We start from the raw sequence: 24096 nt of genomic DNA, 5'->3' as shown, positions 1-24096 counted from the left end.
GTAGGAATATGAACAGTCAGGTGGTAGTCACATGTCTTATAAAGTGAAAGTGGACGCCTTTGAAGGCCCGCTTGATTTATTATTGCATTTAATTCATCGTTTGGAAATCGATATTTACGATATACCCGTTTCTCAAATCACTACACAGTATATGGAGCATATTCGTGCAATGCAAGTGCTCGAACTTAATGAGGCGAGCGAATACTTGGTGATGGCGGCGACTTTGCTAGCGATTAAGAGCAAGACGCTGCTGCCGGTGCATGAAGGCGAAATCGATGAAGTCGATTATGAATTCGATGAAGAAGATCCCCGCGACGAATTGGTGTCGCGGCTGATTGAGTACAAAAAATACAAAGAAGCGGCCGGTGAACTGAAGAAACTGGAGAACGAACGGGCAGTGCTTTATTCGAAAGCGCCTGCGGATTTGTCAGAACTTCAGCAGCCCGATGCCATGGAGTATGATGCCAATGCCTATGACATGCTAGGGGCATTCCAGAAGATGCTGCGCCGAAAGCAATTGAGGGCGCCGCTTTCGACTCGTGTCGCACGCCAGGAAGTATCCATCAAAGAACAGATGGGCTCGATGGTCGAACGGCTGAAGTCATTTAAAGGGCGGGCTAATTTTTCCGAACTTTTCCCGTCTGATGACCAGGCGGTGCTCGTCGTATCATTTTTGTCCTTGCTTGAGTTGATGAAGCGGCAAGTAATTGCGGTCGAACAGCAAAAGAATTTCACCGAATTGTCGGTGGAACTGAGAAAGGAAACGTGGCAAGATGAAGAAGAACCTTTTAGGCCAAATTGAAGCATTGCTTTTTGTCACAGGAGACGATGGTTTGAGTTTGAGCCAATTGCAGTTTTTGACAGAAGCTGATGCAGAACAAGTGGAGCAGGCGCTCTCGGAGTTAAAGAGCCGCTATGACGGAGAAAATTTCGGTATGATGCTAAAAGAACTGGCAGGCGTGTATCAATTGGTTACCAAGCCGGAAATGGCGGAAACCATCCAGAAGCTGGTGGAAAACCCGACTCCCCAATCACTCTCACAGGCTTCGCTTGAAGTGCTGGCGATTGTGGCGTACAAACAGCCGATCACTCGGGTGGAACTTGAGGATTTGCGTGGCGTGAAGAGCGAAAAAGCGCTGGCGACTCTCGCAGCCAAGGGCCTGATTCACGAATGCGGGCGTGCTGAAGGAACAGGCCGTGCCATCTTGTATGGCACAACCGACGAATTTCTCAATTATTTCGGCTTGAAGAATTTGGAGGAATTGCCTCCGTTGCCTGAAGAGCTGGTGCAAGAACCGGAAGAAGACACCGATCTCTTCATGACAAAATTTCAAGAAGCATTCAAAGAAGAAGTAAATGCATAGGAGCTTACTGGGAAGACTGGGGCGCATTAACAGTCTTCTTTTCTTTTGAGCGATGCGCTTTCTCTTTGGCTGGAATTATGCCATAATTCCGGTTAGAAAGACCGCGAAGAACGTGAATCGGCTGCCTATGCAGCCGGTATTTAATTAGATGGGGTGAACTGGAAATGGAAAGATTGCAAAAAGTGATGGCGCATGCAGGAATTGCATCTAGGCGCAAAGCAGAACAAATGATTTTAGATGGTAAAGTAAAAGTTAATGGAAAAACTGTCAAGGAATTGGGTGTCAAAGTGACACCGTCCGATAAAATCGAAGTCGAAGGCGTCCAAATGGAAAAAGAACGCAAAGTTTACTTTTTACTTTATAAGCCGCGCGGTGTCATATCGGCAGTGTCCGATGACAAGAACCGCAAAGTCGTAACGGATTTCTTCCCGAACGTTGAGGAACGCATCTATCCTGTCGGCCGTCTCGATTACGACACCTCAGGGTTATTGCTATTGACGAATGATGGAGAATTCGCCAATAGCCTGACACATCCGAAATTCGAGATCGATAAGACCTATGTCGCGCGTTTAAAAGGCATCCCGACCAAGGAAGACCTCCAGAAACTCGAACGAGGCATCAAGCTGGAAGACGGCATGACAGCGCCGGCAAAAGTGAAATTATTGTCAGCCGACACGAAAGCGGCAAAAGCGATTGTCCAAATTACCATCCATGAAGGGCGCAACCGCCAAGTCCGCCGCATGTTCGAGGCGATCGGCTTCCCGGTACAGAAGCTAAGCCGTGAGCAATTCGCATTTTTGACATTGCATAGCTTGAACGCTGGCGAATCGAGAGAGCTCAGTCCCCATGAAGTGAAACAGCTGCGTGTGCTTGCGGATACCGGCAAACGCCGCTAACGTTCACAAACCCTTCAAAACTGTGGGCAGGCGCCCATTGAAACTTTGCTATAATTGATGTGCATCCAATCCTTCGAAGGAGGATCTTTATGAGTACGGAGAAAAAAAGAAACAAAAAGAAAAACCGGACGATCATGCGCTCCGTTATTTTGCTATTATTGGTCGCGGCCATTGGTTATACGATCTACAATAGTGTGACGGCCGATGAAGTGGAAGTGCTGAAAGTGGGAGATCCAGCCCCGGATTTTACGCTGACGGATCTCGACGGTGAAACCCATAAGCTGTCCGATTATAAAGGGCAGGGCGTGTTCCTCAATTTCTGGGGCACATGGTGTGAACCGTGCATCAAGGAAATGCCCGCGATGGCCAACCAGTACGAAGTATATGAAGATCAAGGCGTCCAAGTCCTTGCGGTGAATATTGCGCAATCGAATTTTGAAGTAGAAACGTTTGCCCGTCAATACGGACTTAACTTTCCGATTGCCATCGACCGTGATAAAAGCGTCATGACTGCATATAACATCCGCCCGCTTCCAACGACCATGCTGGTGAATCCGCAAGGCGAAATCCAGCGCATCGTAACCGGTGAAATGACAGAGCAGGATATCGCAGGTTTTATGGAAGAAATCAAACCTGAATAAGGAGATTTTTCGGATGGACAAATTGATTTGCAAATGCGGCCATGAAAACCCGCCAGGAACGGTTCTCTGTGAATCGTGCGGCCGGCCGCTCAATGAACAGGAACAAAACAAACAATTAGCGGATATGCGCTATGAAGGAACGGCGAGACGTTCCCAAACCTATAACAAATCGATCATCGACAAAATTTGGAATTTCTTTTCCAGTGTTAAAGTTGGCGTCGGAATCATCATCGTCTTATTGATCGCTGCTGCCCTCGGCACGATCCTGCCTCAGAAACAATACGTGCCGGCAACGACAGAAGCGGATATCGAAGCTTATTACACTGATATCTATGGAAGTGTCGGGACTGTGTATCATGCGCTTGGCTTCCATGATTTATACAATTCCTTCTGGTTTATCGGGTTGGTCGGCATGCTTGCGATCTCGTTGATCATTGCGAGCCTAGACCGGTTTGTGCCGCTCTATAGATCCTTGAAGAACCAGCGCGTGCTGCGTCATTCCAGCTTCATGCGCAAACAGCGCATTTTGGCGGAAGGGCCGGGAGATACGGATACGCTAAAAAAAGCTGAAGAAAAACTGGCCGATTTGAAATATAAGGTGTCGACCGATAAAAATGGCTTGCTTGCTGAAAAAGGCCGTTTTTCGCGCTGGGGCCCGTATGTCAATCACATCGGATTGATCATCTTTTTATTCGGTGTCATGCTGCGCATGATGCCTGGTTTCTATGTAGATGAAACTTTGTGGATCCGCGAAGGCGAAACACGTGCCATTCCGGATGCGCCAGGCTATGTGCTTGAGAGCAAAGGTTTTACTTTGGAAACTTATACAGGCGAAGGCGAAGAAGAAAAGTTCGGCGAAGCGATCGACCGCGTCGGAACCGTAGCGAAAAATTACCAAACGGATGTTGTTCTTTATAAAATCCCTGAAGGTGCATTGCCGGGTGATACAGCCGATATGGAAATGGTGGAAGAACACGCCATCCGCGTCAACCAGCCATTTAAATTCGATGGCTACGCCTTGTATCAGATGGATTTTCAACAAGATGAGCTGAAAACGATGAGCTTCGCGCTTCAGAACAAGGAAACTGGTGAAAGCCGCGGAGATTTAACAATCGATTTGGTGAATCCTGAAACCAATTATGAGCTTGAAGATGGCTCTGTTGTGGAATTGCTCGGTTATTATCCCGACTTCTCCGGTTTTGAAAACGGTGAACCGCAAACTGCTACACCGCTGCCGAAAAATCCGGGCTTCCTCGTCAAAATGACGACGCCTGACACACCAGACGGTGAAACTAGTTTTATCACTATTCAGAACACAGTTGAACCACTGGGCGATAACGACTATAAACTTGCCTTCCAAGGAGTCGAGACGCGGGATGCATCCGGCTTGACGGTGCGTAAAGACCGCACCCTGCCGATTCTCGGGCTCGGCGGCTTGATCTTCATGATCGGTGTCGCACAAGGTATGTACTTCAACCACCGCCGCTTCTGGATCCAGCAGCAGGCAGATGGCAGCATTTTACTTGCGGGCCATACGAACAAAAACTGGTTCGGGCTGAAAAAAGATCTGGACCAGGTGACTGAACACGCTTCTCTTCCGGCATATCGCGACCAACAGGAAGACATGGAAGCACAGGAGAAAAGGGAAGGTGAACAATTGACATGACATTAGCCGACATCAGTTCCAATCTATTATTCGTAGCCTTCATCGCCTACCTGATCGCAACATTCGTATTCGGCGGGGCTGTAAAAGGCAATAAAAAAGGCACATACAGATCTGAACAGCGCTGGGGCAAAGTCGCTATCACCATTACGGTCATCGGCTTCCTTGCGCAATTAGGGTATTTCATCACACGGTGGATGGTCACAGGCCATGCGCCGATCAGTAATATGTTCGAATTCACGACAGCATTCGGAATGACGCTTGTCGGCGGATTCATCATTCTTTATGCGTTGTATAAAACAGCAGTACTCGGAATGATTGTTTTGCCAATCGCGTTATTGATTATCGCTTACGCAAGCATGTTCCCGAGTGAAGTGAGCCCATTGATCCCGGCTCTGCAGACAAATTGGCTGGCGATTCACGTGATCACGGTCGTCATCGCGGAAGGGATTCTTGCGATCAGTGCGGCAGCTGGCTTGATTTATTTGCTCAAAGTCATTGACCAAAAGAAAAAGTCGAAGCAGCGCTTTTGGCTTGAGGCCATCATGTATTCACTGGTCTTGGTCCTGGGCTTTGTTGTGACCAGCACATTCTTTACCTTGACGAATTATGAAGCAGATTTCGCTTATGTCAATAAAGACGGGCAGCCGTCGGAAATTACTTACAATATGCCGGCGATTTTCGGGATGAACGAATTTGAGCCATTGACAGACGGCGCGTTTACGCCGTTATTGGAAATGCCGCCGATTGTCCATGCCGGGAAATTGACGACTGTACTTTGGTCGGTCTTAGTCGGGACGGTGCTATACGCATTGATCCGGCTCATCTTCCGCAAACGCATTTCCGAAATGCTGCAGCCGTTTACGAAGAACGTCAATCTGCAGCTGATGGATGAGATCAATTACCGTTCGATCATCATCGGCTTCCCGATTTTTTCACTCGGGGCATTGATCTTTGCCATGATCTGGGCGCAAATCGCCTGGTCGCGCTTCTGGGGTTGGGACCCGAAAGAAGTGTGGGCACTCGTTACATTCTTGTTCTACGCAGCGTATTTGCACTTGCGGCTTGGCAGAGGCTGGGCAGGCGAAAAGTCTGCTTGGCTCGCTGTAATCGGTTTTGTCATCATCATGTTCAACTTGGTGGCAGTCAACTTGATTATTGCCGGACTGCATTCATACGCTTGACGACGAAAAGCCTTTTCCTTCCATGGGAAAAGGCTTTTCGTTTATTTTTGGGACCCTTATCGGTACAATGAAAGTTATAGAGATGAAAGTTGGAGGGATTAGGATGTCTGAGGAAATTACAATTCTTGTAGTGGATGATGAAGAGAGAATCCGCCGCCTGTTGAAAATGTATCTCGAACGTGAAGGATATATGGTGGAAGAAGCCGAAAACGGCGTGGAAGCATTGGAAAAAGCGATGGAGACAGATTACCATTGCATCCTGCTAGACCTCATGATGCCGGAAAAAGATGGCATCGAAGTGGCAACCGAACTTCGAGAGACGAAAATGACGCCGATCATCATGCTGACGGCCAAAGGGGAGGAAGCAAACCGCGTAGAAGGGTTTGAATCCGGAGCGGATGATTATATCGTCAAGCCGTTCAGCCCACGGGAAGTCGTGCTGCGCGTGAAAGCGATTTTGCGCCGGTCGTCGGCTTATTCGCCTTCTACGAGTTCGACTGTCTCAAAGGATTTGGTCGTCTTCCCGCATCTGACGATCGATCACGATGCACACCGCGTCACAGCGGACGGAGTTGAAGTTAATTTGACACCAAAAGAGTATGAACTTTTATATTTCTTGGCAAAATCGCCGGATAAAGTGTTCGACCGGGAGCATTTACTCAAAGAAGTATGGCATTATGACTTTTTCGGCGATTTGCGTACCGTGGACACCCATGTCAAACGCTTGCGTGAAAAATTGAACCGCGTATCGGAATCCGCCGCTAAGATGATTGTCACGGTTTGGGGTGTCGGATACAAATTTGAGGTCGGCAATGAATAGAATATGGAATAGCATCGTCGGGAAGCTGTGGGTAACCATTTTGCTTCTCGTTTCCTTTGTCCTGTTTATCGTGACGGTGCTGCTGTTGGAGTTTCTCGGAAACTTTCATAGCGAGACGGTAGAGGAATCCCTTCATAACGAAGCCAATATGATCGCGAGGATTTTCAATGATCATGGCAATGAAGACAATTTGTCTATTGTCGACGAAGTGTTGGGTCCTGAAACTAATGCGGTCATCGCAGAAGAACCGGGGAAAATCTCCTATTATCTGCATGACGGCTTGAATGGCGAGGAAATCAGGGAAAAAATCGTCAGCGAAAACGAATTTCAAAAAGTGTTCGAAAGCGATGAAACCGTGACGAAAGAAATGCTATTGCCCTCTTTATCTGAAGCAGACCGCATGGAATCGTATATCGTCATGGCTTCACCTCTCCAAACAAGCGATGAGCTTCACGGGACTGTTTTTATTTACCAATCATTGGAAGTTATGGGCCGCACGGCCGAAAGAACGACCAATATCGTTTTCCTCTCAGCGTTTATCGCGCTATTGTTGACGACATTTTTCGCATTTTTCCTATCAACCCGAATTACTTCCCCGCTGCGCAATATGCGCGAAGGGGCATTTGAGTTGGCGAAAGGGAATTTCGACACAAAAGTAAAAGTATCTTCTGGAGATGAAATCGGCCAATTGGCGATTGCCTTTAACCAGATGGGACGCCAATTAAAGCATCATCTCGAAGTCATCAATCAGGAAAAAGAGCAATTATCGAGCATCTTGACTTCGATGGCGGATGCCGTCATCACATTCAATCAGGACAAGACGATCCTGTTGAGCAATCCACCGGCGGAGAAGCTGCTGCAGCAATGGCTCTTCAAAGATGGCACGACCGATGCCAATGCGTTGCCGTCGGAAATGCTCCATATGCTCGACCATGTTTTGACATTCCAGGAGGAAATCGAGGAAGAGCTTGAAATCGAAGGCGCTTATTATGCAATCAATTTCAGCCCGCTTTACAGTGGCGAGAGCGTACGCGGCGCGGTGGCTGTGCTCCACAACATGACAGAGCAGCACCGCCTTGAGAAGCTGCGCGAAGATTTTATCGCTAATGTATCCCACGAACTGCGGACGCCGATCGCCATGCTCCAGGGCTATAGCGAGGCCTTGCTCGATGACGTCGGAGCTAGCGAAGAAGAACGCAATGAAATGACCAAGATCATCTATGAAGAATCACAGCGCATGGGACGTCTCGTCACGGATCTATTGAACTTGGCGAGATTGGAATCAGGACATATGCGCCTCTACAAAGAATTGGTACAGTTCAATAATGCCATCGAACGGATGAGTTTGAAATTTAGCCAAGCTGCAAAAGAGAAAGGCATCGAACTGAGCTTCACGACAGAACTCGACGAATGGGCGGCAGCTGAACTGGATGAAGACCGCATCGAACAGGTCATGACGAATTTGATCGATAATGCACTTCGCCACACTCCGCAGGGAGGGCAAGTGCAAGTGAATGTCGAAAACATGGGAGACTACGCAAAAGTTTCGATCAACGATACCGGGGCGGGAATTACAGAGAAGGACCTGGAGTTCGTTTTTGAGCGCTTCTATAAAGCCGATAAGGCAAGAACGCTCGGCAAAGGCGGCACAGGGCTTGGCCTCGCGATTGCCAGCAATATCATCAAAGCGCATTCGGGAGAAATTCGCGCTGAAAGCAAATTCGGTGAAGGGACTTCGTTCATCTTTACATTGCCGCTGAAGGAAATGTAACTTTTCTGTTGTCGTGACGACTAATCCAAGGAACGGGGGGAGTTGCGTGAATGACTCCGTGTTTCATCGGCTGTACGATCAATATCATCAAGATGTCTTTCAGTTTTTGGTGTATTTAGTGAAGGACCGGCATGTGGCAGAAGATCTGATGCATGAAGTTTATGTGAGGGTGTTGCGTGCTTATGACCGGTTCCAAGGAAAGAGTTCGGAAAAGACTTGGCTCTTTTCGATCGCCAAAAATGTCGCCATCGACCATTTCCGCAAGACCGCAGTAAGGAAAAAGCATTCGATGGATTTTTTCGACTGGGAAACCCAGCAATTGGTTTCAACGGAAAAAATACCGGAAGAGGTTTCGCTGCTAAATGAAGACAAGGTCCGCTTGTATCAAATGCTCGATCTATGTACAGGTGACCAAAAGCTCGTCATCATCATGCGTTATTTCCAAGATCTCTCCATTGCGGAAACTGCTGAAGTCCTGGAGTGGTCGGAAGGCAAAGTCAAAACGACACAGCACCGGGCGATTCGGTCCCTCCGCCAAAAATTACTAGAAGCAGAAGGGGGAGGAGAATATGCCGAATGACAATTGGAGCGATGAAGAAATCGAAAATTTGTTGCGGGATTTTCCCAAAATACATGACAGACGGCCAAAAGCCGAAGTGTATAAAAAGCTTTCCCACAAAGAGCAAACTCAGAGGTCGCCGAAGCGCTGGCTGCCTCTGCTGGTTGCTATCGTGGCATTCCTGAGCATCTCGGTACTTGTAGCCTCATTGCTGCAGCAGAATGGCACCGACTCTAGCAGCGGCGAGACTGAAAGCAGCGACGCGGAGTCGACGATGGCGACAGACGAGACTCAGACGGAACAAGCTGACGGAAACATAGAAGAGTCCGACAGGGCAGCGAGTTTGGCTACGGAAGACCCGCAAGTACAGCGGAGCGCAGTTTATGAAAGCGACCTGGAAGATGCATATATGTTGCGCATTGGGCTTGCTTATCACGGATATGTTGTGCCGGTCAGTTTCGTCATTCCAACACAACTGGCCGATATGGCAGAGCCAACTGCGCTCGAGTTATATGAAACTTTCTCCGGGCAAATTGATGAATCCGAATTGGGTTTTGATGACTATCATCCATATGAAGGCGAGCTCCAGCAAAACGGGTCGACCATCAGCCATTTCCTTCCGGATAGCCACACCTACGATCAAGGTTCGGCTTCTACCTTGCTGTATCTTTCCAGTCTAGAGGAAACGTTCATGGATCAACAGGAAATCCGTGTCTTGAATGAAGATGGCGAGGCGGCGCAATTATCCCATATGGGCACGGTGGAACCACTCGTTCCGGGCGAACAGGGGCAAAGTTTTTATTTGCTAGAATCGTCTGCAGGTGAAGCTTATTTGGCGCCGGCTTACGGCATGTCGCCTGGTAATGTAAAAGATGCGCTACTGGCGCTTCAGCAATCACCGAATGACGATTACCGTTCGCCGGTTCCTGAAGGAGTCAGCTATCGCGTCGAAGTGGATGGGGCAAACGCCGACTTGATATTTGAAGAGCAATTGGATTTGGAGACACTGGATAAAGCGGCGGCGATGCAGATGATCGAAAGCATGGCGCTCACGGCGAAATCCTATGGTTCATCGCTGATGATATCCAATACTATCCAATCGGAATGGGCAGGCTTCGATTTCTCTAAAGAACTGGAACTGCCAGTTTCGCCCAACCGCATTGACTGGCCAGAAAAATAAAAAAGACCGCAATGTAAGCAGTATGGTTTACATTGCGGTCTTTTTTTTATAAGATTAACTTGTATAAAAAAATATCGATTCATCTTCGGGGCAGGGTGCAATTCCCTACCGGCGGTAATTGGACATCATGGTCCATCAGCCCGCGAGCCGTAAAAAGCAGGATTTGGTGAGATTCCAAAGCCGACAGTATAGTCTGGATGGGAGAAGGTGAAGGTGCGGACGCATGCCGTTTTTTAACAACGGACCGTTTATTCAGTGTGCCTGACTCTCCCTTAAGCGACTCTTGCTTAAGGGATTTTTTAGGGCAGCATGCGCTCCGAACCTTTCTTCTGGTGAATCACGACAAGGAGAGAGGAACATGAAGAACAAGAAATTGCAATCGATGATCGTTATCGGTATGCTGAGCAGCATCTCATTTGTGTTGATGCTATTCAATTTTCCGCTGCCGGCGTTGCCAGCATTTTTGAAAGTGGATTTTAGTGACGTGCCAGCGTTGATCGCTGCGATCACGATGGGGCCAGTGGCAGGCGCCTTAGTAGCATTCTTTAAAAACGTATTGGACTGGATTTTTTCAGGGAGCCCGACTGGCGTGCCTGTAGGGCATATGGCGAATTTTGCGACGAGCCTATTGTTCATTTTGCCGGTCTATGCCATTTACCGTAAAGTTTCCACAAAAAAAGGAATCGCATTCGGGTTAATCATCGGTACATTGACGATGGCAATTGGCATGAGTTTGCTGAATTATTTCGTGTTCTTACCGATGTATACGTATTTCCTGAATATGCCTGAACAGACCGGAAACGCATTGTACACGACCATTGTTCTCGGAATCTTGCCATTCAACTTGATCAAAGGCCTGGCACTTACGACCGTCGTCTTGTTGATCTTTGGCAGCATGCATACATGGATAGAAAAACAACGTTCCTATTACTTATCATAAAAAGAAGCGGCTGGAAGATAATTCTTCCGGCCGCTTTTTCTATTGACTATGTTTTGATCAGTCTTCGTATTTAAGTGGATCTCCTTCAAATGGCTCGTCTGCAACTTTAATGGAATCGGTCGGGCATCCTTCAAATGCGTCTTCCATATCCTCCATCAGCTCATCTGGCACTTGTTCAGTCCCCGTGTTATCATCAAGAATAACAAAGGCGATGCCCTCATCATCATAATCGTAAATGTCTGGTGCTGCCGCTCCGCAAGCTCCGCATGCGATACACGTATCTTTATCAACAATGGTATATTTAGCCATTCCAGTTCCTCTCCTTTATCTCCGAACAAGTTCAGTTATACTATCGTGTTTATTCTATAGATATTTCGTGATTTTTTCAACCCAAAACCGCCAGGAGGGTAATTCAGTGCGATTCGATGAAGTCGTTTTAGCGATTATGAAAGCGGTAGACGGTCAACGGACCGTTTCTTCCCCTTATCATTTAATTAAAGGAAAGAAATCAGGGCAAACGATTCAGGATATTGGCTATTTTAAGCTGCATCCTTATTTTGCAGTGCTCCCGAAGCTGGACAAGCAAGACTATCTAGCGTCCATTGACAGGTTGCAGGCGCAAGGCTTCTTGATTCCGAATGACAACAAGGTCCAGCTCCATGGCTCTGCATTCGCTCTGGAAATTCCGCCTGCTCCCTTGAACGGCTGGAAGTACAGGGGCAATGAAAATAGGTTTTTTTCGCGACTATCGTTGGTGGTCCAGACGATGTCCAATTTCATGCAAGGGCAAAAGCGTTTTGATCCAGTCGTCACCGATGAAACGGTACAGGCATGGGCCAAAGCTTATTTGAAGCGTATCGACTTTCGTTCATCCGCTGTTCAAAAAGCGTTCAAAAACCAACTTGAAAACAGCTTAGCATTAGCAAAAACAAGCGAAGTCCATAAAGCTATCCTAATGGAGCGGTTGTCGGGGTGTGGTGTCGGCGGGCTCACTTGGGATCAATTGGCCATGGAGCATGGCCTCTTGCCGATAGATGTGAAAATTGCGGCTGTCGAAGCATTGCATGCATGGCTGGACGTCCTTGAAGGGATGGAATATCCCTTGCTCGCGGGTATGCTTGAAGGCATCATCCAACAATCCGCTTTGACGGAATCAGCGAAACGAACGCAAAACTTGTCCGAACGCGGATTTTCACTTCAGCAGATTGCTGAGCTCCGGCAACTGAAAACAAGTACAATCGAGGATCATTTCGTGGAAATGGCAATGAACGATCCAGCGTTCAGCTCTGCACCGTTTATGGACGAGCAGTTATTTCAATCCATCCATCATATCAGCAAGGAGTTGAAGACAATGCGCTTGCGGGATATCAAAGAGCGTTTGCCAGAAGCCAGTTATTTTCAAATCCGGCTGGCATTAGCTATGAGAGGCGGCTTCACATGAATCTTGAAAAGCTTTTATATGACACGTATGGCTACACAGAGTTCCGCCCTGGCCAAAAACAAGTAATCGAGCAAGTGCTGGCAGGGCGTGACGTACTGGCGCTGTTGCCAACCGGAATGGGGAAATCGCTGTGTTATCAGCTGCCCGGGAAAATCTTGCCAGGCGCCATCGTTATCGTCTCGCCGCTTTTATCGCTGATGCAAGACCAAGTTGCCCAATTAAAGAAGATGGGAGAAAAATCGGTCATTGCCATCAATTCCTTTATGAAACCGGAAGATCGCGAAAGGGTTTGGAACACGCTTGGTACTTATAAATTCATCTTTATCGCTCCTGAAATGCTTGTACAGCCGTATGCGCTCGGTAAATTGAAAGCACTCGGCATCTCACTGCTTGTTGCGGACGAAGCACATTGCATTTCTCAATGGGGCTTCGATTTCCGGCCGGACTATTTGCGCATTGCGGAAGTCCTGCCCAAGCTTGGAAATCCACAAACCTTGGCGCTGACCGCAACGGCGACCGACAAAGTAACAGATGAAATCAAGCGTTATTTAAAATTGGTTGACCCATTCGTCTATTCACATCCGATGGACCGAAAGAACATCAGCTACGATATCCGCAAATTCGATAATGACAGCGACAAATTGGAAGAACTATTAAACGTAGTGACGACATATGGAGGGCCAGGGATCATTTATGCCGGAACGCGGCGCAAATCGCAGGAATTGGCGGAGCGAATTCTCGCTCTCGGCATACGGGCGGCATTTTATCACGGTGGGATGGAACAGCAGGACCGCATTTTTGTCCAGCAGCAATTTGCCCACAAGGAGCTGGAGTGGGTATGTGCAACCAATGCGTTCGGCATGGGGGTCCATATTCCCGATATCCGCCACGTTATCCATTTCCAATTGCCTTCTTCTATAGAAGGATATGTTCAGGAAGTCGGGCGTGCCGGCCGGGATTCTTTGCCTTCGCTCGCGACTTTATTGTATGCCGTAGGGGACGAGCGACTCGTAGAGAGTCTAATCATGGATGATTTGCCTGAGAAACATGAAATTGAACTGATTTATGAGCGGGGCGAAGAAGCAAAACAATTGGTTGAGCAGGGGATGATCAGAGAAACGGCGTATCGCATCATTTCCTATTGGCGTGAACGCCTTCCGCTAGAAGGCACATTGAACCAGATCGAACAATTGAAAAAAGAAAAACAACGGCAAGCTGACTCAATCCGCAGGCTAGTCCACACAAGCGGCTGCATACGGCAACACATCAGCAGGAGCTTCGACCAGGAAAACCTTGAAATACCGCCTAATTGCTGCAGTTTTCACGGGATCGACTACAGTCTCTTCAAAGACCTTCAAAGTGAACTGAAAGCTTCGCCAAAAGGGTCTTGGAAAGAGCGATTGGAGGTCCTTCTTCCTATATGAAAATCTATATTTCTATTATTTACAAATAAGCCTTTTTTCGTCATAATAGATATATTAGTACAGATAGGGGTAGTCGTGAAAATGGGAAACGATAATTATCATGAATCAATGGAAAAGAATCGCCAGGAATTGTCACAGGAACGAATGGCAGAATTGACGAGGCGCGCACGCCAAATGCCCAAGCCAAAAAGCAGGGGTTTATTATTACCTTCCTTGTTTTTCATCTTTATCTTGATTCCGGTCACTTTGCTGATCTATGTTGCGTTTTACTTTGAACCGGATGACACGCTAACTGCCAAAACAAACGAAAATGAAGTAAGCTTCGAACTGAACTCCCAGCCGCCTTCTGACAGCACGGTACTTGCCGCTGCAGACGACCAGGAGAAAGACGAAGAAGAAAAGAAAAATGCCAAAGCAAAAGAAGCGCAAGAACAAAAAGAGCTGAAAGAAAAAGCGCGTGAGCGTGAAGAAAAGGCAGCTGTCAAAGCGAAAGAGAAAGAGCAGGCGGCTGCGGAACAACAAGCAGCGGAAAAAGCCAAGGAAACAGCGCTGGCAGAACAACAAGCGCGTGAAGAAGCCGAAGCTAAAGCTAATGCCGAAGCCGAAGAAAAGGCAAAAGCTGAAGCCGAACAGCGTACACAAGCTGAAGAAAAAGAAAAAGAGCAGCAACAAGAGCAGGTGGAACCCCCGACTGCTGGCGGCAAGACAGTAACCGTCCAATCGAGTGAAACGCTGTACCGCATTGCAGTCAATAACTACGGTGCAAGTGGTGCAGCCGCTGCTGTTGAGAAAATTAAACAGGCCAATGGATTGGCATCTAACGATATCAGCCCTGGACAAACATTGATTTTGCCATAAGGCGAGATTAAATGCTCCCTGTTAGGGAAAAGATAGAAAGAATCTAAAAAGAGGTGAGCAGATGTTTGTTAAAAGTGCATTAGTGAAAAAAGAAAGATGTATTACAGTGAATCCAGAAGACACGATGGAAAAAGGTGTGGAGTTGCTAGAGCGGCATTCCGTTGATGCGTTGCCAGTCGTCGATGGCGACAAATTCAAAGGAATCTTTACTTGGTACCATGCGTATCGGGCTTTCTTCTATTCAGATGCAAGAAAAGATGAGTTTGTCCGTTCGACTAAAGTAAAAGATGTTATGGTCAATCAGGATGTCTACTTAAATATCGATGATGTGTATGAAAAAGCCTTGGTCGAATTACGTGATTTCCCAATTATCGCTGTTGTCGACGAAGAAAAATTTCTAGGGATCGTCACTCGTTTCGATGTCGTCAACCAATTGCAAAGTGCATTTGGTATGCAACAATCCGGGGTGCGCATTACTGTGACATCCGTTGAATCGGAAGGCCGCATCGGCCGGCTCGGGGAAATTATTGAGAAATACAAGGAATCGGTCGTTTCACTTGTTACGTTTGATGAAACAGACAAAATGGTGCGCCGCATTGTCTTGAAGGTCAAGAAAAAGAACAATATCGAAAAATTCACGAAGGAACTGGAAAAATCCGGCTTCCGTATTCTTGATATCACTGAAGATTGAATAGCGGCTTGAACAGGAAAACATAAGCGCAGCTTATGTTTTTTTGTTGCTTCGGAAAGGATGTACGTCATGAAATGGATTTTACGGATCGGATTTGCGGGCTTGGCTTTACTGGCGTGGATGTTCCGTGCCGCCCACAGCGAAAAAAAAGAAACAGCAGCCCTCCGCTTATCGGGAAACGCCCAATTTTCTCCGTTTAAACTGCTTTTTATCTCCGACGTTCACCGGCGCAAGCTGCGGCGCGATATGTTCGCTGATAACGTCGATCTTGTCGTCATCGGCGGGGATTTCGTGGAATGGGGGGTTCCGGAACAACGCATCCGTGAAAACTTGCGGGTTTTGAGTGAACTTGCTCCAGTTTATTACGTGTTCGGAAATAATGACAGGGAAATCGGCGAAGAACGGTTGAGGGCATTGCTCGAAGAACAAGGTGCCATCATACTTGATGATGAATCGGTTGAATTGTTCGGAAACACTAAGCTCAAATTGACAGGAATCGATTATTTCGCTTTTCGGGAAAATAGTGTGCAAGATGCTTTCCGCACTGTCGAGAAAGGCGATTCCGTCATTTTCATCTCCCATACGCCTTTTGTCTTTAAGCATGTAAAACAACATTATCCAGTCAGCCTGATGATTGCAGGCCATACTCATGGAGGCCAAATCAGGCTGGGGCCGTTCGGAATATTCGACCGGGGCTCTTTGACTGTTGCGCAAGGAATCACCGAACTCATCAGCAATGGGTTCGGCACGACGACATTGCCGTTAAGGCTGGGCGCAAAAGCGCAATACCATGTTCTTGAAATTCATCCTGCCTCGGGCAACAAGTATTTGGCGCAAAGCTCTGCAATCGGCTAAGATGGATATGGACATTATTACAGGAGTGGTTGAAATGGAACATGCAGATGTCATTATCGTAGGGGGCGGGCCGTGCGGTTTATCGGCCGCCATCGAAATACAGAGAATGGGCTTGCACCCTATCATTCTCGAAAAAGGAAATATCGTCAACGCCATCTATCACTATCCGACGCATCAGACATTTTTTAGCAGCAGCGAAAAATTGTCGATCGGGGATGTGCCATTCATTACCGAAGACCGCAAGCCGAAGCGCAATCAAGCGCTCGTCTATTACCGTGAAGTGGTGAAGCGGCACGCACTAGATGTACGGGCATTCGAAACAGCTATATCGATTGAACAATCGGACGGCTTTTTTGTAAAAACAACCAAAAATGAATACAAAGCAAAATATGTGGTAGTCGCAACAGGCTATTATGACCATCCGAACAAGCTTGAAGTGCCGGGTGCGGATTTGCCGAAAGTGATGCATTATTTCAAGGAAGGACATCCTTATTTTGACCGTGACGTGTTGGTGATCGGGGGTAAGAATTCGGCGGTGGACGCAGCGCTGGAACTACATAAAGCCGGCAGCCGCGTGACGGTGTCCTATCACGGCACGAGTTATTCGAAAAGTGTCAAGCCATGGATTTTGCCGGAATTCGACGGACTCGTGCGCCAAGGTGAAATTACCATGTTGTTCGATTCCATCGTCGACGAGATCCGTGAAGGGGAAGTGGAACTGACCGTCAACGATACGAAAGAAACCTTCGCAAATGATTTTGTCTTTGCCATGATTGGCTATCATCCGGATCACAGTTTTCTCCGGCACATGGGGATTGACATCGATGCGGCAAGCGGCAGGCCATCTTTCAATGAAGAAACGATGGAGACGAACGTTGAGGATTTATTTATCGCAGGTGTCATCGCTGCCGGAAACAACGCTAATGAGATCTTTATCGAAAATGGCCGTTTCCACGGCCAGCAAATCGCAGCGGCGATTGCAGAAAAACAAACGCTGAAAAATTTAACAGATTAGATTATCCCAAAGAGGTGCAGTATGAAAAAGAAAGTATCGTTAATTACGACAGGAGGCACCATTGCAAGTAAAGCCATTTCTGACGACGGTTTGTTGAAATCTGGCGCCATTTCTGGAAAAGATCTGGCAGAGCTTTGCCAATTGCCTTCTGAGATTGAAGTAAAAGTCATCGATGTCTATCAGCTGCCGAGCATGCATATTGGCTTTGATGAAATGAACATCGTTAAGGAAGCGATTTTGAAAGAATTGGAAGACCCCGAAGTGGCAGGGGTCGTGGTGACGCATGGCACCGATACATTGGAAGAAACCGCTTATTTCCTCGACTTGACTGTTGGCGATGAGCGGACGGTAGTGGTGACGGGAAGCCAGCGTGCGCCAGAAGCAGTCGGGACAGACGTCTACTCTAATTTACGCAACTCGATTTACGTTGCTGTCGATCCGGTAATCAAAGGCGTTGGAACAGTCGTTGTCTTCAATGAGCGGATTTACAGTGCAAAGTATGTCAAAAAAGTGCATGCCAGCAACCTGCAAGGCTTCGATTCATTTGGCCATGGCTATTTGGGCATCATCGATAACGACAAGGTCCGCATTTACCAAAAGCCGGTTCTGCGTGAAGTGCATCGAGTGCCAGGTGGCATGCCGCGTGTCGATATCATCAAATGCTACTCTGGCCAAGAAGGATCGATTGTCGATATGCTGGCTGAAAGTGGTTCAAAAGGCATTATCCTTGAAGCGGCTGGCCGCGGCCAAATTTCCCCGCATATGGTGGAGGCGGTCGAACGCGCTGTGAACTCCGGGATTCCTGTCGTGTTGACGACGAGCGCCGAAGAAGGCAACGCCTATCCAGCTTACAGCTATCCGGGAAGCGCTCACGATTTGCTGTCGCGAGGTGTCATTTTAGGCAGCGATTACGATAGCAAAAAAGCGCGCATCAAATTGGCAATCCTGCTGTCGGGCAATGAAGCAATCGACAAGGAAGCGTTTGAAATTTAACAGCACTGGCTGAATGGAATGGAGGAGGGCATCTATGTTAGATCTGTTGACGGTGGCGATTGCGCCCGCGCTCGCCCTGTTCAGTTATTTTTATTTGCGTGACCAATTTGCAGGAGAACCGTCGAAACTAATCTTCCATTGTTTTCTATACGGCGCTCTCCTTACATTCCCAATTCTTTTTATCCAGTATGTGTTTGAAGCCGAGAATGTATTTCAGAATGTCTTAGTGAAATCCGTCTTGTTTTCGAGTTTATTGGAAGAATTCTTTAAGTGGATCGTCCTGCTTGCAGCAGTATTCCGCCATATCGATTTTGAAGATCCGTATGACGGGATATTATACGGCGCGAGTTTATCACTCGGATTCGCCACAGTCGAAAATATTTTATATCTTCTGGAGTTCGGGCTTGGCGCAGCTTTCCTGCGTGCATTTCTTCCGGTGTCGAGCCATGCTTTATTCGGTGTGGTCATGGGCTTTTACTACGGAAAAGCGAAATTTACGGAAAAAAGGGAGAGCAAGTGGTGGCTGGCGGCAGCTTTATTTGCTGCATCGCTATTGCATATCGCCTATAACGCTTCGCTTTATGCTTACGATAATCTATTGTATGGCGCAGTTCCGTTCATGCTGTTCTTGTGGTGGTTCGGTTTGCGGAAAGTCCGTCAAGCTCACCAATTATCGGTCAGCCATTACCACAAGCACACCCCCAATTGATTAGACAAAAGCCTTCCACTGGGAGGCTTTTTCTTTTTGTGTTGCTTTGGCTCCTGAACTATTCGGCAGACGCTTTGATTTTGTCCGAAACCTATTGCATATTGTGATAAAATGAAATCATTACATAAGATGAGGTGACAGTTTTGACGAAAGCTATACAAATCGCGATCGACGGTCCGGCTGCAGCAGGCAAGAGCACGATCGCTAAAATAGTGGCAGAAAAATTAGGCTATGTTTATATCGATACTGGCGCGATGTACCGCGCCATCACGTTGAAGGCATTGAACGCAGGCATCGACCTGGCAAGCAATGAAGAAGCCGGGGCTTTGCTCACGGCGACTGAAATCGATTTGATTCCTATAGAAGGCGGGCAAAAGGTGCTGCTCGACGGGGAAGACGTTTCGGAAACGATTCGTTCCCAGTATGTGACAAAGGCAGTATCGGAAATGGCTGCCCATGAATTGGTGAGAAAGCGCATGGTCGAGCTGCAGCAAAAGCTGGCGGAAGACCGCGGAGTCGTCATGGATGGCCGCGACATCGGCACACATGTCTTGCCAAGCGCTGCACTTAAAGTATTCATGTCCGCCACTGTCGAAGAACGCGCAAGACGCCGCTTCGAGGAAAACAAAAAACGCGATATCCTGACGCCGCTTGTCGAGCTGCAGGAGGAAATCGCCATGCGTGACAAGATGGATTCTGAACGTGAAGTGGCGCCATTGAAGCAAGCGGAGGATGCCGTGTTTTTGGATACGACTCCTTTGACGATTGCAGAAGCGGCACAAGCCATTTTGAAATTAGCGGAAGAGAGGCTGATGGCGTCATGAATTTGTATGCAGTAGGAAAAACGCTCGTTAAGACTGCACTGAGCCCGTTGTACCGCTTCCAGGTCAGCGGCACTGAAAAGTTTCCGAAAACGGGCGGTGTGCTGCTGTGCAGCAATCATATCCATGCGCTTGATCCGCCGGTGGTCGGCATGACAGCGCCGAGAACCGTTCATTTCATGGCAAAAGAAGAATTGTTTAAAGCGCCGGTGCTCGGTTCGATTCTGCCGAAGGTCAATGCCTTTCCTGTGAAACGCGGTATGAGCGACAGAGAAGCGCTGCGGACAGCGTTGAAATTGCTGAAAGGCGGAGAAGTGGTCGGGCTGTTTCCAGAAGGCACCCGCTCGACGGACGGCGTATTAAAAAAAGGCTTGAGCGGCGCGGGATTCTTTGCGCTTCGCGGCAATGCGGACGTTATGCCGTGCGCCATTATCGGGCCGTATAAACCGTTTGGAAAGGTGAAAGTGGTTTACGGCGATCCGATTTTGATGGATCCTTATCGTGAACGCAAAGCTTCCGCGGAAGAAGTGACCGAAGCCATCATGGCTAGTATTCAAAAAATTCTGGACGAAAACATGGAAAATAAGTGATTATTTTTGTTTTTATTAGAGAATTCGAATAAAATAGAAGATGGATAGTTTGTGAAGGAGGGCTACTTATGTCAGAGGATATGAATTTGATGGAAAACCGTGACTTCCAAACAGGAGATCGCGTAAAAGGAATAGTCGCCAAAATCGAGGAAAAAGCAGTGACAGTGACGATTGATGGAGCGCCGTTCGACGGGATCATCCCGATCAGCGAGTTATCGAGCCTCCATATCGAAAAAGCTTCAGACTCGGTCCAAGAAGGAGACGAGCTTGAGTTGATCATTACGAAAGTGGAAGACGAGAACTTTGTGTTGTCGAAACGCAAAGTCGATGCTGAATCCGCTTGGGACGATCTCGAAAAGAAATTCGAATCCGGTGAAATCATCGAAGCGGAAGTGAAGGATGTCGTCAAGGGCGGCCTAGTCATTGACCTGGGCGTGCGCGGTTTCGTGCCGGCTTCACTCGTGGAAGATTATTTCGTCGAATCTTTTGAGGATTACAAAGGCCGTGTCATGACCTTTAAAATTGTCGAAATGGAAAAAGAGAACAACCGCTTAATCCTTTCTCACCGTGCCGTCGTGGAAGGTGAAAAAGAATCCAAGAAAGAACAAGTGATGGATTCGATTAATGCAGGAGACGTGCTTGACGGCAAAGTCCAACGCATCGCTTCTTTTGGTGCATTCGTCGATATCGGCGGAGTGGACGGACTTGTGCATATTTCCCAATTATCACACGAACATGTCGACAAAGTGTCGGACGTTGTGACGGAAGGCCAGGAAGTGAAAGTCAAAGTACTTTCTGTTGACCGTGACTCTGAACGCATTTCGCTGTCGATCAAGGACACATTGCCAGGGCCATGGGATGCCATCGACGAGAAGGCTCCAAAAGGTTCTGTCCACCAAGGAACAGTAAAGCGTCTTGTCAGCTACGGAGCGTTTGTTGAAGTGCTTCCGGGAGTAGAGGGACTTGTGCACATCTCACAAATCGCGCACAAGCATATCGCGACGCCTCATGAAGTGCTTCAGGAAGGCCAGGAAGTTGAAGTGAAAGTGCTGGAAGTCAACAAAGAAGACAAGCGCTTGTCCCTCAGCATCAAAGAGCTTCAGGAAAAAGAAGCGGAACAGGATTTCTCACAATACGATATGCCGGAAGAAGCATCCGGATTTTCGATTAGTGATGTCATCGGAGATAAATTAAAAGGGTTCAAATCCGAATAAATGTCACGGGCAAAAAGAAAGATGGATCATATTAATTACGCACTGTCCACCGGGCAATGCCGGGCTACTTGGCTCGACTGCGTCCGTTTTGTCCATCAAGCGCTGCCGGGAATCGGCGTCGCTGATGTAACGTTGGAACCCAAAACAGGTGATTTGAAACTAAAATCACCTGTTTTTATTAATGCCATGACTGGAGGCGGCGGTTCCGAAACTTTACAGCTAAATGCCATGCTTGCGCGTGCTGCAAAAGAAACCGGAATCGCAATGGCGGTCGGTTCACAAATGGCCGCGCTGAAAGACAAGCAAGAGCGCGAAAGCTACCGCATCGTGCGGAAAGAAAATCCAGACGGAATCATCTTTGGTAACCTTGGGAGCGAAGCGACAGTCCAGCAAGCGCTTGAAGCGGTCGAGATGATCGAAGCGGATGCGCTGCAGATTCATTTGAATGTCGTCCAGGAATTGACGATGCCTGAAGGCGACCGGCAGTTCCACGGGGCGCTTGAACGCATTGCCATGATTGCTGAAGCAATGAATGTGCCGGTCATCGTCAAAGAAACCGGGTTTGGCCTTTCACAAGAAACTGCAGTGTCACTGGAAAAAACTCAAGTGGCGGCCATCGATGCAAGCGGCTTTGGCGGCACCAATTTTGCGAGCATTGAAAATGAACGCAGAAAACGCAAGCTGGCTTATTTCGAAGATTGGGGCATCCCGACCGCTGCCGCGATTGTCGAATGCCGACAAGGCTTCAACCGCACGGTGTTGGCTTCAGGAGGGCTTCAGGACGCAGGAGACGTGGTCCGGGCATTACGGCTCGGCGCAGATGCTGCAGGCATTGCAGGCAGTTTCCTGAAGCATGCAGTCAGTCTCGGGGAATCCGGCTTGATCGAAGAGATCGATGGGCTCCACGAAGACTTGCGTATGCTGATGACTGCACTCGGCGCCCGTACAATTGAAGAGATCCGCTCCGCACCTGTTGTCATCACTGGGGAATTGCTTTCCCATTTGCAGCAGCGAGGCTTTGAACGGAACATTTTGCAGTTCCTTTGAAAAACTGAATATTGGACAATTTAAGGGGATGGACATTATTCAGATGCCATCCTCTTTTTCGTGTATAATAGGCTTATCAGAAGTGGAAGGATGAATTAATTATGTCAAAACCGGTAGTAGCAATTGTTGGCCGGCCGAATGTAGGGAAGTCCACGATTTTTAATCGCGTGGTAGGAGAACGCGTTTCCATCGTGGAAGATATTCCAGGTGTTACGCGTGACCGCATCTACAGTTCGGCAGATTGGCTAACGCATGAATTCAATATCATCGATACAGGCGGCATCGACCTTAGCGACGAGCCGTTCCTCGAACAAATCCGCAGCCAGGCAGAAGTGGCGATGGATGAAGCGGATGTCATTATCTTTCTTGTCAACGGGCGGGACGGAGTCACAGAACAGGACGAGCAAGTAGCGAAAATCCTGTACCGCACAAAAAAACCTGTAGTGTTGGCTGTCAATAAAATTGACAATCCCGATATGCGCCATATGATCTATGATTTCTATTCCCTTGGAATCGGCGAACCTTACCCGGTTTCCGGATCGCACGGGCTTGGCTTAGGGGATCTTTTAGATGAAGTGGCTAACCACTTCCCGAAAGAGGACGAAGAGGAATATCCGGACAATGTCATCAAGTTTTCATTGATCGGGCGCCCGAACGTCGGAAAATCTTCATTGGTCAACTCATTCCTTGGCGAAGACCGCGTCATCGTCAGCGAAGTGGCAGGAACGACACGGGATGCTGTCGATACACAGTATGAATACGACGAGCAACCATATGTCATTATCGATACAGCCGGTATGCGCAAAAAAGGGAAAGTATATGAAAGTACCGAAAAATACAGCGTGCTGCGCGCATTGCGCGCGATTGAACGATCTGATGTTGTTTTGGTCGTCCTGAATGCCGAAGAAGGCATCCAGGAACAAGACAAGAAAATTGCCGGTTATGCCCATGAGGCAGGAAAAGCAATCGTTATCGTCGTCAATAAATGGGATGCCTTGAAAAAAGATGACAAAACCATGAATAAATTCACGCAGCAGATCCGCGAGCATTTCTTGTTCCTGGATTATGCCCCGATTATTTTCGTTTCTGCAATCAGCGGGCAGCGTGTGCACAATATCCTTGAAATCATCAATCGCGTCAATGACAACCATTCACGCCGTATCCAGTCGAGCATTCTCAATGAAGTAATCGAAGATGCTGTAGCTATGAACCCGGCACCGTCCGATAAAGGACGCCGGCTGCGTCTTTATTATGTCACGCAAGTGGCTGTTAAGCCGCCGACTTTCGTTGTATTCGTTAACGAGCCGGAAATGATGCATTTCAGCTATGAGCGCTTCTTGCAGAACCGCATCCGGGACAGCTTCGATTTCGAAGGCACGCCGCTGCATTTGATTACGCGCGCACGTACTTAACTTCAATC

At 47.9% G+C, this 24096-nt stretch carries 25 protein-coding genes and 1 riboswitch; of the genes, 24 read left to right on the top strand and 1 reads right to left on the bottom strand.

Annotated features, from left to right (window positions below; all coding sequences use genetic code 11):
- Positions 1–31: 31 nt before the first annotated feature.
- The 11 genes from KTG14_RS01015 to KTG14_RS00965 all read left to right on the top strand — a co-directional run bounded on the left by KTG14_RS01015 (position 32) and on the right by KTG14_RS00965 (position 11018).
- Complete coding sequence (locus KTG14_RS01015; RefSeq protein ID WP_216968545.1) at positions 32–802, top strand: segregation/condensation protein A; 771 nt, start codon at positions 32–34, stop codon at positions 800–802.
- Positions 774–1364, top strand: coding sequence for an SMC-Scp complex subunit ScpB (gene scpB, locus KTG14_RS01010; RefSeq protein ID WP_216968543.1), 591 nt, complete (start codon positions 774–776; stop codon positions 1362–1364). Before KTG14_RS01015 ends, scpB begins: the two co-directional genes overlap by 29 nt.
- Positions 1365–1528: 164 nt before the next feature.
- On the top strand, positions 1529–2260 hold the full coding sequence (locus tag KTG14_RS01005; RefSeq protein ID WP_211654380.1) for a pseudouridine synthase: 732 nt from the start codon (positions 1529–1531) through the stop codon (positions 2258–2260).
- An 89-nt stretch (positions 2261–2349) separates the two neighbouring features.
- Positions 2350–2901 (top strand): thiol-disulfide oxidoreductase ResA, encoded by a 552-nt coding sequence (gene resA / locus KTG14_RS01000; RefSeq protein WP_216968541.1) that lies wholly within the window; start codon positions 2350–2352, stop codon positions 2899–2901.
- Between the two features lie 13 nt (positions 2902–2914).
- Complete coding sequence (locus tag KTG14_RS00995) at positions 2915–4567, top strand: cytochrome c biogenesis ResB family protein (RefSeq protein ID WP_216968539.1); 1653 nt, start codon at positions 2915–2917, stop codon at positions 4565–4567.
- Positions 4564–5748, top strand: a complete 1185-nt coding sequence (gene ccsB, locus KTG14_RS00990; RefSeq protein WP_216968537.1) for a c-type cytochrome biogenesis protein CcsB — start codon at positions 4564–4566, stop codon at positions 5746–5748. The genes KTG14_RS00995 and ccsB overlap by 4 nt, the downstream gene beginning before the upstream one ends.
- A gap of 103 nt (positions 5749–5851) precedes the next feature.
- Positions 5852–6568: a response regulator transcription factor gene (locus tag KTG14_RS00985; RefSeq protein ID WP_068485838.1), complete on the top strand. Its 717-nt coding sequence runs from the start codon at positions 5852–5854 to the stop codon at positions 6566–6568.
- Positions 6561–8339, top strand: a complete 1779-nt coding sequence (locus KTG14_RS00980) for an ATP-binding protein (protein ID WP_216968535.1) — start codon at positions 6561–6563, stop codon at positions 8337–8339. The genes KTG14_RS00985 and KTG14_RS00980 overlap by 8 nt, the downstream gene beginning before the upstream one ends.
- A gap of 46 nt (positions 8340–8385) precedes the next feature.
- Positions 8386–8919 (top strand): RNA polymerase sigma factor SigX, encoded by a 534-nt coding sequence (gene sigX, locus KTG14_RS00975; protein WP_374939886.1) that lies wholly within the window; start codon positions 8386–8388, stop codon positions 8917–8919.
- Positions 8909–10078 (top strand): hypothetical protein, encoded by a 1170-nt coding sequence (locus KTG14_RS00970; RefSeq protein ID WP_216968530.1) that lies wholly within the window; start codon positions 8909–8911, stop codon positions 10076–10078. The genes sigX and KTG14_RS00970 overlap by 11 nt, the downstream gene beginning before the upstream one ends.
- A 77-nt stretch (positions 10079–10155) precedes the next feature.
- A riboswitch (FMN riboswitch) is annotated at positions 10156–10291 on the top strand.
- A gap of 145 nt (positions 10292–10436) precedes the next feature.
- Positions 10437–11018 carry an ECF transporter S component gene (locus KTG14_RS00965; protein WP_216968528.1) on the top strand — a complete coding sequence of 194 codons (582 nt, stop codon included), beginning with the start codon at positions 10437–10439 and terminating at the stop codon, positions 11016–11018.
- 57 nt (positions 11019–11075) lie between these two features.
- On the opposite strand, the gene KTG14_RS00960 is transcribed toward KTG14_RS00965, so the two are convergent.
- A complete protein-coding gene (locus KTG14_RS00960) occupies positions 11076–11327 on the bottom strand; it encodes a ferredoxin (protein ID WP_068869317.1) in 252 nt (83 codons plus the stop codon).
- Positions 11328–11433: 106 nt separating this feature from the next.
- Here KTG14_RS00960 and KTG14_RS00955 point away from each other — a divergent pair, with 106 nt between their 5' ends.
- The 13 genes from KTG14_RS00955 to der all read left to right on the top strand — a co-directional run bounded on the left by KTG14_RS00955 (position 11434) and on the right by der (position 24088).
- Complete coding sequence (locus KTG14_RS00955) at positions 11434–12459, top strand: YpbB family protein (protein WP_216968526.1); 1026 nt, start codon at positions 11434–11436, stop codon at positions 12457–12459.
- Positions 12456–13883, top strand: coding sequence for a RecQ family ATP-dependent DNA helicase (locus KTG14_RS00950; protein ID WP_216968524.1), 1428 nt, complete (start codon positions 12456–12458; stop codon positions 13881–13883). The genes KTG14_RS00955 and KTG14_RS00950 overlap by 4 nt, the downstream gene beginning before the upstream one ends.
- 81 nt (positions 13884–13964) lie before the next feature.
- A complete protein-coding gene (locus KTG14_RS00945; RefSeq protein ID WP_216968522.1) occupies positions 13965–14741 on the top strand; it encodes a LysM peptidoglycan-binding domain-containing protein in 777 nt (258 codons plus the stop codon).
- A 61-nt stretch (positions 14742–14802) separates the two neighbouring features.
- A complete protein-coding gene (locus tag KTG14_RS00940) occupies positions 14803–15432 on the top strand; it encodes a CBS domain-containing protein (RefSeq protein ID WP_216968519.1) in 630 nt (209 codons plus the stop codon).
- A 69-nt stretch (positions 15433–15501) separates the two neighbouring features.
- Positions 15502–16287 (top strand): metallophosphoesterase, encoded by a 786-nt coding sequence (locus KTG14_RS00935; protein ID WP_216968516.1) that lies wholly within the window; start codon positions 15502–15504, stop codon positions 16285–16287.
- A 34-nt stretch (positions 16288–16321) separates the two neighbouring features.
- Positions 16322–17302, top strand: a complete 981-nt coding sequence (locus KTG14_RS00930; protein WP_216968515.1) for a YpdA family putative bacillithiol disulfide reductase — start codon at positions 16322–16324, stop codon at positions 17300–17302.
- 21 nt (positions 17303–17323) lie between these two features.
- The gene (locus KTG14_RS00925) at positions 17324–18295 is read left to right on the top strand and encodes an asparaginase (RefSeq protein ID WP_216968513.1); all 972 of its coding nucleotides are present in this window, start codon (positions 17324–17326) and stop codon (positions 18293–18295) included.
- A 34-nt stretch (positions 18296–18329) separates the two neighbouring features.
- Positions 18330–19004 carry a glutamic-type intramembrane protease PrsW gene (gene prsW, locus KTG14_RS00920; RefSeq protein ID WP_216968509.1) on the top strand — a complete coding sequence of 225 codons (675 nt, stop codon included), beginning with the start codon at positions 18330–18332 and terminating at the stop codon, positions 19002–19004.
- 143 nt (positions 19005–19147) lie between these two features.
- Complete coding sequence (cmk, locus tag KTG14_RS00915) at positions 19148–19828, top strand: (d)CMP kinase (RefSeq protein WP_216968508.1); 681 nt, start codon at positions 19148–19150, stop codon at positions 19826–19828.
- A complete protein-coding gene (locus KTG14_RS00910; RefSeq protein WP_216968507.1) occupies positions 19825–20415 on the top strand; it encodes a lysophospholipid acyltransferase family protein in 591 nt (196 codons plus the stop codon). Before cmk ends, KTG14_RS00910 begins: the two co-directional genes overlap by 4 nt.
- A gap of 68 nt (positions 20416–20483) precedes the next feature.
- Complete coding sequence (gene rpsA / locus KTG14_RS00905; protein ID WP_058380553.1) at positions 20484–21629, top strand: 30S ribosomal protein S1; 1146 nt, start codon at positions 20484–20486, stop codon at positions 21627–21629.
- A complete protein-coding gene (gene fni, locus KTG14_RS00900) occupies positions 21630–22676 on the top strand; it encodes a type 2 isopentenyl-diphosphate Delta-isomerase (RefSeq protein WP_216968505.1) in 1047 nt (348 codons plus the stop codon).
- A 101-nt stretch (positions 22677–22777) separates the two neighbouring features.
- A complete protein-coding gene (der, locus tag KTG14_RS00895; protein ID WP_216968503.1) occupies positions 22778–24088 on the top strand; it encodes a ribosome biogenesis GTPase Der in 1311 nt (436 codons plus the stop codon).
- Positions 24089–24096 lie beyond the last annotated feature (8 nt).

The sequence above is a fragment of the Planococcus sp. CP5-4_YE genome, from assembly GCF_019042655.1.
Lineage (GTDB): Bacteria > Bacillota > Bacilli > Bacillales_A > Planococcaceae > Planococcus.
Note: the sequence above shows the minus strand (reverse complement) of the source record. Positions and strands in the feature narration are given on the sequence as shown.